The organism is Flavobacterium sp., from assembly GCF_025352015.1.
Classification (GTDB): domain Bacteria; phylum Bacteroidota; class Bacteroidia; order Flavobacteriales; family Flavobacteriaceae; genus Flavobacterium.
Map to the genome: position 1 here is coordinate 1 of NZ_JANXUG010000051.1, position 11,607 is coordinate 11,607.

General features: G+C 33.7%; 8 protein-coding genes. 3 read left to right on the forward strand and 5 right to left on the reverse strand.

Features of this window, described 5'->3' with window-relative positions; all coding sequences use genetic code 11:
- The first annotated feature begins 271 nt into the window (after positions 1 to 271).
- On the forward strand, positions 272 to 4,210 hold the full coding sequence (locus tag Q0Q96_RS05360; protein ID WP_293872204.1) for a Pls/PosA family non-ribosomal peptide synthetase: 3,939 nt from the start codon (positions 272 to 274) through the stop codon (positions 4,208 to 4,210).
- A gap of 30 nt (positions 4,211 to 4,240) precedes the next feature.
- Positions 4,241 to 5,185 (forward strand): hypothetical protein, encoded by a 945-nt coding sequence (locus Q0Q96_RS05365; RefSeq protein ID WP_293872205.1) that lies wholly within the window; start codon positions 4,241 to 4,243, stop codon positions 5,183 to 5,185.
- On the opposite strand, the gene Q0Q96_RS05370 is transcribed toward Q0Q96_RS05365, so the two are convergent.
- From Q0Q96_RS05370 to Q0Q96_RS05380, 3 genes are read right to left on the reverse strand one after another with little or no spacing between them, the layout of a single operon-like run.
- Positions 5,180 to 5,800: an L-threonylcarbamoyladenylate synthase gene (locus tag Q0Q96_RS05370; protein WP_293872206.1), complete on the reverse strand. Its 621-nt coding sequence runs from the start codon at positions 5,798 to 5,800 to the stop codon at positions 5,180 to 5,182. The two genes, Q0Q96_RS05365 and Q0Q96_RS05370, sit on opposite strands and share 6 nt — an antisense overlap.
- Before the next feature lie 6 nt (positions 5,801 to 5,806).
- Complete coding sequence (locus Q0Q96_RS05375) at positions 5,807 to 6,004, reverse strand: hypothetical protein (RefSeq protein WP_293872207.1); 198 nt, start codon at positions 6,002 to 6,004, stop codon at positions 5,807 to 5,809.
- A 9-nt stretch (positions 6,005 to 6,013) separates the two neighbouring features.
- Positions 6,014 to 8,341 carry a UvrD-helicase domain-containing protein gene (locus Q0Q96_RS05380; RefSeq protein WP_293872208.1) on the reverse strand — a complete coding sequence of 776 codons (2,328 nt, stop codon included), beginning with the start codon at positions 8,339 to 8,341 and terminating at the stop codon, positions 6,014 to 6,016.
- A gap of 368 nt (positions 8,342 to 8,709) precedes the next feature.
- Here Q0Q96_RS05380 and Q0Q96_RS05385 point away from each other — a divergent pair, with 368 nt between their 5' ends.
- Entirely contained in the window at positions 8,710 to 9,234 is a 525-nt protein-coding gene (locus Q0Q96_RS05385; RefSeq protein ID WP_293872209.1) for a hypothetical protein, read from the forward strand.
- A gap of 29 nt (positions 9,235 to 9,263) precedes the next feature.
- Here the strand turns inward: Q0Q96_RS05385 and Q0Q96_RS05390 are convergent, their stop codons facing one another.
- Together Q0Q96_RS05390 and tilS are read right to left on the reverse strand one after the other, a co-directional pair.
- The gene (locus Q0Q96_RS05390; RefSeq protein WP_293872210.1) at positions 9,264 to 11,243 is read right to left on the reverse strand and encodes a thioredoxin family protein; all 1,980 of its coding nucleotides are present in this window, start codon (positions 11,241 to 11,243) and stop codon (positions 9,264 to 9,266) included.
- Positions 11,243 to 11,607: tRNA lysidine(34) synthetase TilS (tilS, locus tag Q0Q96_RS05395; RefSeq protein ID WP_293872211.1), on the reverse strand; the 365-nt coding region annotated here is incomplete at its 5' end. The genes Q0Q96_RS05390 and tilS, both read right to left, overlap by 1 nt.

Below are 11,607 nucleotides of genomic sequence, written 5' to 3' on the forward strand. Positions count from 1 at the left end.
CTCTAAATCAGACATTTTTTGTTTGCTGCCAATACTTAATTTATATTCTGACTCACAATTCAAAGAACTTATAACTTCTAAAACTCTATAATAATTTTTCACTATATTTGACATGAATATTGGTTTGTTTTGCAACTTCAAGATACTGAATTTCAGTATCTTGACCAATATTTAATCAATTTATTTTGCTATTAATAATTACACAAAACGGGTTAAATATTACAATTAAACCATATTAATTAAAGATAGTCTATATAACTTAAATATATTTATGCAAGAATTAAGTTTGATTGTTGGCGAAGAACGTCAAGATTTTTTCAGAGAAGAAACTTTAGTTACTATATTTAAAAATACGGTTCAAAAATATCCAAACAAAATAGCACTATACTTTAACGGCAAACAAATAAGTTATAAAATAGTAGATGAATGGTCTACGAACTTAGCTTATTTACTTCAATCCAAAGGGTTGAAAAATGGAAATCCCTGCCTAGTTTGGTGGGAACGAGGTTTCGAACTGCATGTGGCAATATTAGCCATATTAAAGTGTGGTGGCACCTATGTTCCGTTAGATTACGACATGCCCGAAGAACGTGTATTGTCGGTTATGCAAGACATACAATCTAATATCATTATTACTTCTCGTGCTTTTAATCATTCTTGTGTTGTTGTTAATGAAATTGTGTTTGAAGAAGGAACAAATACCGTTTTAGAAACTGTAAATCAAGATCCTGATACCTATGCATATGTGCTCTTTACCTCTGGAAGTACAGGCAAACCAAAGGGAATTCCGATTACAAACCGAAATATTTGCCATTTGATTCGTTCTGAAAATTCATTGATACAAGTCAATGAAAATGATAAAGTGTATCAAGGTTTCTCGGTGTCTTTTGATATGTGGTGCGAAGAAACTTGGGTAAGTTATCTCGTAGGGGCATCATTATGGATTGCTGACAACGTTACTTCTAAATCAATAGATGAACTAAGTACTATTTTATTAGAAAACGAAATTACGGTGCTTCATGCCGTTCCCAGTTTGTTGGCAGTTATGGAGCCTATTGATTTGCCTAAATTACGAATCATAAATGCTGGTGGTGAAGCCTGTACACCACAAGTTTTAAACAAATGGGCAAAAGAAAGTCGCGACTTTTATAATTCGTATGGTCCAACTGAAACTACAGTAAGTGCCACTTTTGCCAAGCTAGAAAAGGGCGACGCCATAACCATTGGCAAGCCACTTCCTAATTACGGATTGGCAGTTGTTGATGAAAATATGAATCCAGTAGCAATCGGACAAACTGGTGAATTAATTGTATCTGGAATTGGAGTCAGTAATGGATATTTAAATTTAGAAGCTTTGACTAAAGAAAAGTTTCTTCCGAAAAATGATTCCTTAAAATCTTTGCCGGGTACAATGATTTATAGATCTGGGGATGCCACTTTTATGGATGAAAATCAAAACATTCACTTTGTGGGTCGCATTGATAGTCAAGTTAAATTAAGAGGATTTCGAATCGAATTAGGAGAAATTGAAAGTTTATTGAATGAACAAATTGGCATTCTTCAGGCGGCAGTTGCTTTAAAAACCGATGCAAACGACCAAGAGCAATTGACTGGATATGTTGTCGTTAGTAAAGATTTTGTTTTTGAAGAAGTATTTATAAAAAATCAATTAGCGCTAAAGTTGCCCTCGTATATGGTTCCTTTAACCATACTAAAATTAGACGAATTACCAAGACTGTCGAGTGGTAAAATTGACCGAAAAAAATTACCTACACCCAATAATTATTTTGCGAATACGTCTACTGAAAATAACATATCGGAATCAGATTCGATTGAAACTAAAACGATTAAAATTTTAAAAAATATTTTTATAAAAGAAGAAATTAAATTAACCGATGACTTCTTTACCGATTTAGGAGGACATTCGCTTTTAGCAGCTTCTTTTGTGAGCAAAATGCGTGACGAAGCAAAAGTAACACATGCCTCCCTAAAAGATGTCTATCAGTACAGACCATTAGCAACATTGCTAAAAAAATGGGAAGTTGAAGTTAAAAAAGAATCTAAACCCAAAAAAGAATTTACGAAAGTTTCAAACTGGAATTATTATTGCTGCTGGTTGGCGCAAACCTTTTCTTTAGCGTTAATTTTCGGATTATTAGCCTCCGAAATCTTTATTCCCTATTTGGCTTATTATTTCACTTTATTAGAAAAAGAAAGTCATTTAATTTCCGCCATTATTGCATTTGTAATGTTTTGTATCATTCCTCCATTTTTTATCGGATTAGGAATTGTCGTAAAATGGATTGTTATCGGAAAATATAAAGAGGGAAAATATCCGCTTTGGGGGAGTTACTATTTTAGATGGTGGTTTGTGACAACTTTTCAAAAAATTGTTCCGACGCAATTTTTAAACGGAACACCTCTATATCCTATCTATTTAAAATTATTGGGAGTAACCATAGAAGACGATGCACAATTAAGTTCCATGGCTATTGGAGCCGAAGATTTAGTAACCATAATGAAAGATGTTAGTATCAGTTCTAACGTAGTTTTAGATAATGCCACCATCGAAAATGGCTATTTTATTTTATCTAAAATTACTATCGGAAATCATGCTTACATAGGAACTAGTGCCGTTTTAGAAGGAAACACTAGTATAAAAGATTGGGGTGAACTGCAAGATTTGAGTCTTCTAGAAAATGGAAAAACCATTAATTATGCCGAAATATGGAAAGGAAGTCCCTCAAAATTAATTGAAACAAGAAACGAAAAAGATTTTCAAAGTCCATTAGCAGTTACTAAGAAACAACTCTTTTATCATAAATTTATTTATTCATTATTGTTATTATTGTTTCCCGTTTTTATACTTATTCCTTTAATCCCTACCATTATTGCTATAACTAAAATGGATAATGCGGCTGGTGAATTTGAGTTTTACTATTTATGGATAACTCCCTTATTAAGTACTATATATATTTTGATGTTTGCTACTTTAAATATAATTATTTGTCGATTACTTCAAAAAGATATAAAACCCGGAGTGTATCCTGTTTATGGTAAGGTTTATGTAAAAAAATGGTTTGTCGAACAATTAAATTCACTGTCATTGATAATATTGCATCCCATGTATGCAACTATATTTATTTCAAAATATTTTCGCGCTCTTGGTGCCAAAGTAGGAAATAATACTGAAATATCTACTGCAAGTAACGTAACCCATCCTTTACTTGAAATTGGTAATCAATCCTTTATTGCTGATGCGGTTACTTTAGGGGAATATGATGTTCGAGGACAACGATTAATTTTAGAAAAAACAAGCATTGGTGACAATAGTTTTGTGGGTAATAGTGCCTTAATTCCTCAAGGATATGAATTAAAAAGTAACATGTTAATTGGTGTTTTAAGTGTTCCTCCTACCAAAGAACAACTAGACAAAGAGGCATTCAACGATTGGTTTGGTTCACCAGCAATTGGAATTCCAAAAAGACAAGACAGTCAGTTATTCGACCCTTCAAAAACGTTTTTTCCATCTAGGAAAATGTTTTTTTCAAGAGCAATTATAGAATTTATCCGAATTATTCTTCCACAAACGGTAGTGCTAATAAGTAGTATATATTTTATTGCCTATGCCAGTGAATTGTTGTACAATGAAACTGTAGTTAAAATTATATTGATGTTGCCTTTTTACTATTTGTTTTTTATTGGAATTCCTGTATTAGTTGTGCCACTTCTTATGAAATGGATTCTCATCGGAAAATATAAAGAAAATAGTCATCCGATGTGGAGTTTTCAGGTTTGGAAAAGTGAAATGGTTACCGCTACTTACGAGGCTTTAAGTGCTCCATTTGTATTAGAATATTTAAAAGGCACACCTTGGTTACCGGTTTTTTTACGATTGTTTGGGGTAACCATTGGCAAACGAGTGTTCTTAAATACAGCTGATTTTACAGAATATGATATGGTTTCTATTGGTAATGATTGTGCTTTGAATGAGGATTGTGGCGCACAAACGCATTTATTTGAAGATCGAGTAATGAAAATTGGAAAAGTAAAAATTGGCAATAGAGTAACTGTTGGAAGTCGGACTATTATTTTATACAATACCGAAATAAAAGATGATATAACTATTGGCGATTTATCGCTGGTTATGAAAGGGGAAGTACTTCAGAATAATACGGAGTGGACAGGAAGCCCAATAAGTGAAAAATAATAAAAAATCATAATATCTAATAAATAATCTATGAGATTTTCAACTACCAAAAATCTACTAAAATGTATTACAATCATTTCGTTTTTGCACTCCAACTTATCTGCTCAAATTAAAAACAATGAAATAGAAGATAGTTTAAAATATGATATGAAGGACAGTATTGCAAAAAAATCGTATTTAAAATTTTCTACGAGTTATTTAACAAATTATATTTATAACGGAAGAAGAGACTCTATCACAAGTCCTTATATAACTCCTTTGATAGGCTATTTTAATAAAAAAGGGTTGAATGCAAGTTTTTCGGGATATTATTTAAATGCTGCTAAACAACGTCGATTTGATTTCTTTTCTCTTGATTTGAACTATGTCCATGAATTTAATAAAAAATTTGCGGTTAGTTTGTTAGCCAACAGAACTTTTTACGACAAATCTAGTACTGCTTTAAGTTCAGATATTAGATGGAATTTTGGTATAAATGTAGATTATGATCTTAAATTTATAGAATTATTTGTTGAAGGCGATGCCGTAATTTCACAAAAAACTGATTTTGCATTGAATCTTGAATTGCTAAAAGAATTTAGTGTAGAAAATAATGACGATGAGTTCAAAATAGCTCCTGCATTTGATATAAATTGGAGTACTTTAAATTATTACGAAGGCTATTTTAACAGAAAAAATGGAAGGAAAAAATCAACAATTATAAATTCTGTTACAACTGTTGACAATAATCGTTTTACACTTATGGATTATGAATTTTCATTACCTATGAGTTATGAAACGAATCAGTTTGTTTTTTTTGTAACACCTACTTACGTTATTCCAAAAAACACTATCACTACAACAACAGTAAGAACAACTTCACTTAATAACAGTGTTATAAATGTGGTTACTTATAATTCTACTACCAAAATCGAACGTGAATTAAAACAAACTTTTTTTGTTGAATTCGGTGTTTATTATAAGCTCGATTTATAAAATATCCAAACTTCCTTTACCTTCTCTTACTACGACGGGTTCATAACCAGATACATCTATAATCGTTGAAGGAATATTATCGCCATAACCACCGTCAATAACCAAATCTATTTTGTTTTGCCATTTCTCAAAAATCAATTCAGGATCGGTCGAATATTCTAATACTTCGTCCTCATCGTGAATTGAGGTAGATACAATCGGATTACCCAACATTTTTACAATTTCGATGGCAATAGCATTATCGGGTACACGTATACCAACGGTTTTCTTTTTTCGAAATTCTTTAGGCAGATCGTTATTTCCTGGCAAAATAAAAGTATAAGGTCCTGGCAAAGCGCGTTTAAGTAACTTAAATGTAGCGGTGTCTATTTGCTTGACATAATCAGAAATATTACTCAAATCACTACATACAAAGGAAAAATTGGCTTTTTCTAGCTTAATACCTTTTATTTTTGCAATACGTTCTAGGGCTTTAGTATTGGTAATATCGCAACCCAAACCATAAACGGTATCTGTTGGATAAATAACCAAACCTCCGTTGCGTAAAACAGCTACAACTTTTTTGATAGCTGCTTCATTGGGATTGTCTTCGTATATTTTTATAAATTCGGTCATTTTTTGTTATTTATTAGCTGATTTTGGGGTAATCAATAAACCCATTATTAACGAAGCTACAAGTGAAACTACAACACCAATTATTGCCCTTTTACTTGTAATTGGTTCATGATTTATAAATTTTGGAAGTATATAAATATTCATTATGGTCATTACAATAAACCAGTAAATTACAGATTTCCAATTAGATTTTAATTTTTCCATATTTTATTTTTATCCGATCACATCCAATTTTGCAAATCGCAGCAACAGCTTTTTGATTCCGCCTACTTCAAACTTGATTTCGGCTTTTTTATCTGCTCCAGCACCTTCCATATTTATAATTTGTCCTTTTCCAAAGCGTTCATGAATTACAGTATTTCCAATGGTTAATTTGTTGTCAAACAAATTGGTATTGCTTGATGCATTGACTACCGGTTTCAGTTTACGAATATTCAAATCAGTTCCTGATTCTTCCCCATATTTTTTTGGAGGTATTCCTGCTTCGGGTTTAGATAAACGCAATTTTGATTTATCAACATCACCAAAAATATCCAAATCAATAGTTGATTTATATTTGTAACCTCCATTATTCACTGGGTTTATATACTCCAGATATTCCTCATTGATTTCCTCAATAAAACGCGAAGGCTCGGCATCGGTCAATTTTCCCCAACGGTAACGTGATTGTGCATAAGTCAAATAGGCTTGATGCTCTGCACGAGTTAAGGCTACGTAAAACAAACGGCGTTCTTCTTCTAGATCGCTCCGGGTGTTCAAACTCATGGCACTTGGGAACAAATCTTCTTCCATTCCTACCACAAAAACATACGGGAATTCTAATCCTTTTGCGAGGTGAATCGTCATCAGCGCCACTCTATCGTCATCTCCGGTATCTTTGTCTAAATCGGTAGCCAATGCCACATCTTCTAAAAATTCAGATAATGCCCCACGCGCACCATCAATTTCGGTTTGTCCTTCGATGAAATCTTTAATACCTCCCATTAAGGTTTCTATATTCTCTATACGGGCAATGCCCTCTGGCGTTCCATCTTTTTTAAGTTCCTGAATTAATCCTGTTTTTTTGGCAACATGTTCGGTCAAAACAAAGGCATCTTGCTGATTGTTGATGACTTGAAAACTTTTAATCATAGTGACAAAGTCTTCCAGTTTTTGCTTGGTTCCCACGTTTAGTTTCAAATCAATCTTATCAATGTTTTCCATCACTTCAAAAACCGAACGCTTGTAATGATTTGCGGCAACCGTAAGTTTTTCAATCGTAGTGTCTCCAATTCCACGTGATGGATAATTGATGACACGAATTAAGGCTTCTTCATCTTTTGGATTGATAACCAAACGCAAATAACACAAAACATCTTTGATTTCCTTGCGTTGATAGAAAGACAAACCACCATAAATTCGATACGGAATATCACGCTTGCGCAATGCATCTTCCATGGCTCTTGATTGCGCATTGGTGCGGTATAAAATAGCAAATTGTCCGTTGAGCATTTGGTTGCGCATTTTTTGCTCAAAGATTTCTGCGGCAACAAACCTTCCTTCCTCGCCATCAGTAATACTACGATGGATTTTTATTTTGGAACCATAATCGTTGGCAGTCCAAACCACTTTATCCAACTTGGTCTTATTCTTATCAATAATCGAATTGGCGGCTTCCACAATATTTTTGGTAGAACGATAGTTTTGTTCTAACCGATAGGTTTTTACATTTTCGTAATCCTTTTGGAAGTTGAGAATGTTATTAATATTAGCACCTCGAAACGCATAAATACTTTGTGCATCATCACCAACGACACATATATTTTGAAATCGATCACTCAAAGCACGCACAATTAAATATTGAGAATGATTGGTATCTTGATACTCATCGACTAAAATGTATCGAAATCTATCTTGGTATTTTGCCAGAACTTCTGGAAAACGGTTTAGAAGTTCATTGGTTTTCAATAATAAATCGTCAAAATCCATAGCACCAGCTTTAAAACATCGTTCTACATAATTCTGATATATTTCGCCCAAACGTGGTTTTTTGCTCATGGCATCGGCTTCTTGTAGCTCGGGATTGTTGAAGTAAGCTTTTACAGTAATAAGTGAGTTTTTGTAGGATGAAATTCTGCCCAAAATTTGCTTGGGTTTATAAATATCTTTATCCAATTGCATTTCTTTGATAATTGCCGATAGCAGTCGAACGCTGTCTTGCGTGTCATAAATCGTGAAGTTAGAGGGATACCCCAATTTATCGGCTTCGCTTCTTAAAATTCGTGCAAAAACCGAGTGAAATGTGCCCATCCAAAGATTTTTGGCTTCGTTGCTACCTACAATGTCAGCGATACGTTTTTTCATTTCGCGCGCCGCCTTGTTCGTAAAAGTTAACGCCAAAATATTGAAGGCATCCACTCCTAAACTCATCAAATAGGAAATACGAACGGTAAGTACACGCGTTTTACCAGATCCCGCACCAGCAATTATAATCATGGGTCCGTCTTTTTGTAAAACAGGTTCTTGTTGGGCTTCGTTGAGTTGAGAAATGTAGTGATGCATTATAAAAGTCGGTGAAAAGTTTACTATGGATTTGGACAAATTTAACGTTACTAAACCTGAATTCCAACCCTATTTGTTGCTAATTATCAACAGTTAAAAAGGTCTAATTTTGGGTTGTCAACCATAAACTTGGCGTTCTTTATATCAAATGCTAAGTTCCCAACATATAATTTGGGGTTGCAAACGTATAATTTGGGGTTCCTGACCCCAAATTTGCGGTTCAAGACGTCGATTTTGGAGTTGTCTACGTTAAAGTTGAAGTTCTTAACGTCAAATTTGGGGTTCAAGACTTCAAATTAGGAATTCTAGACTTCAAATTTGGGGTTATTCTGCTATATTTGTCTAAATTTTTGAATAAAAAAAATGTTATGAATACGGATAAAATTTTAGAATTATTAATGTATACTGTTCCCTCATTAATTACTGGCGGTGTAGCTTATTATTTGTTTGATAGTTATTTCAAAGACCAACAAAACACGCGTAGGTGGTTAATTCAAAAAGAAAATCAAAAACAGTCTTTCCCCCTGCGATTGCAAGCCTATGAGCGCTTAGCGTTGTTTTTAGAACGCATAAATCCAACTAAATTATTGATTAGAGTTGCTCCTCTAAATAACAATAAATTAGATTATCAAAACCTACTGATTCAACACATTGAGCAGGAATATGAGCACAACATTACGCAACAAGTCTATGTTACTGATGCACTCTGGACGATGCTTTTGACGGCAAAAAACACCATTATTCAAAATATTAGAAAAACTACTTTGGATGAAACCGTGAGCAATGCTGATGAATTACGTGAAAAGATTTTGAGTAATCTCTTGGATGGTCAATCTGCGAGTACCATTGCTTTAAGCTATCTAAAAAATGAAGTCTCCGAAATTTTAGGATAAAAATCCTTTTCAAATAAGAAACGTTTTTGTCATTTAAACTTTGAAATCCCTTCTTTTAGCCAAGCAAGATACGCTTCAATGCTGGGTGTATAACTTATTGGCACATTTAGTTTTTGTTCTTTTAAATCTGTTAAAACATAAAACGGTTGCGTGTTGGTTTTATATTTTGTGATGATAAACTCCGTCCATTTATCACCAATGCTAGTGATTTCGTTTCCTGTTATTTTTGAAATGTTTTGTTCCCTTTTGGGCAATTCTCTTTTATCGTCAACATACAAAGAAATTAAAACCACATCATTCTTTAAAACATTTAGGACTTTTTCGTCAGACCAAACATTGTTTTCCATCTTACGGCAATTCACACAAGCATAACCTGTAAAATCGAGCATTACAGGTTTGTTTACTTTTTTGGCGTACGCCAAACCAGTTTCATAATCTTTAAAAACGGTCAATCCGTGGGGTCCAATTTCTGATCCGTTTGGCAAGCCGTTTTTTGATACAACTGAACTAGTTCCGAAAAATCCCATTGGACTTTCACTATACGTTTGTGGTGGCGGAAAAGCACTAATTAATTTTAAAGGCGCACCAAATAATCCCGGAATCATATAAATTGTGAATGCTAAAACGAGTACTCCTAATGACAATCTTCCCACCGAAATGTGAGTAAGAGGACTGTCGTGTGGCGTCATTATTTTTCCTAATAAATACAGTGCCCAAGTTCCAAAAATAGCAATCCAAATGGCAAGGAAAACTTCTCTCTCTAATAGATGTAATTGCAACACCAAATCGGCATTGGATAAAAATTTAAAGGCTAAAGCCAATTCTAAAAAACCTAACGATACTTTCACGGTGTTCAACCAACCGCCCGATTTTGGCAAAGAATGTAACCAGCTAGGAAACATCGCAAAAAGCATAAAAGGTAATGCCAAAGCAGTTGAAAAACCAAGCATTCCAACGATGGGCGCAATTCCACCTTTAGAAGCAGATTCAACCAATAATGTTCCAACAATAGGTCCTGTGCAAGAAAAAGAAACAATGGCTAAAGCCAATGCCATAAAAAGAATTCCAATAATTCCTCCTCTATCGGCTTGTCTATCGACTTTGTTTGCCCAAGAATTTGGCAGCATAATTTCAAAAGCACCAAGAAATGATGCGGCAAAAACTACTAAAAGAATGAAAAAAAGCACATTAAACCACGGATTGGTTGACAAAGCATTCAAAGCATCGGCACCAAAAATAGTGGTAATAACCAATCCTAAAACCACATAAATGGCAATGATAGAAATTCCGTAAAGCAGCGCATTTCTTTTTCCTTGAGCAGGATTTTTACTTTGCTTGGTGAAGAAACTAACGGTCATGGGAATCATCGGAAAAACACATGGAGTAAGTAAGGCTGCTAAACCACCAAGAAAGGCTAAAAAGAAAATCATCCAAAGTCCTTTTTTAGCTTCTTTTACTGGAATTTCAACAACTTGATTTGGCTCTTTAATAACTTTTTTTGTAATAGCCACAGTGCTTATTTTTGAGGAGTCAACAGCAGGTATTACGGTGATTGAGGTGTTTGCTGGAATTTCAAAAACAAAATCTTTGTTGTCATTGATGCACGATTGTTTACAAACTTGGTAATCTATTTTTGCTTTTATAAGGGTGAGTTTAGCGTTACTAATTTTTACTTTTTGAGTAAAAGTGACTTGCTTTTCAAAGTAATATTCATCGACACCAAAAACATCATTAAACGCTTTTTTATAAACACTTTCTTTTGTTTTTCCCACTAAATCGTAGTTCCCTTTTGTATTTTCAAATTTAAATTCGGCGGGCAATGAGCCACCACTTGGTGTAAATTGCGAATATAAATGCCAACCTTCATCGATTTTCCCTTTCATTACCAAATTAAATTCGGTAGCTGAAATTTTGTCCACTTTAGTTGACCATTTTACTGGCTTTATGATCTGGGCATCTATGTTGGCTAAAGCCAAAAAACTCACAAGAAAAATTAGTACTTTCTTCATTAGGCTGTATAATTTATTTTTAAAATTTTTGTTGTCCCTATTGTAACTTTAAATCGTTCGTCTATTCTTTTTCCAATAACCCAAACAATTTGATTATCAGAACATAAAAGCCATGCATTTGATTTATCTATGATTGAAAATTTTTCGTCTTTAAAAAATTTACTCAATTTCTTTTTCCCTTCCATTCCGTGTGGATAAAACCAATCTCCCTCCTGCCATTTTCTAATTTCGAGAGGAAATAGTAGCTTATCTTCATCAACAAAGATAGTATTTGTTGTTGCAATCGAAATGTCATTTACATTACAGAACGATATTTTTAAGGGGAATTTAACTTCTTTTTGCTCTTTTTTAATCCAAAAATGAA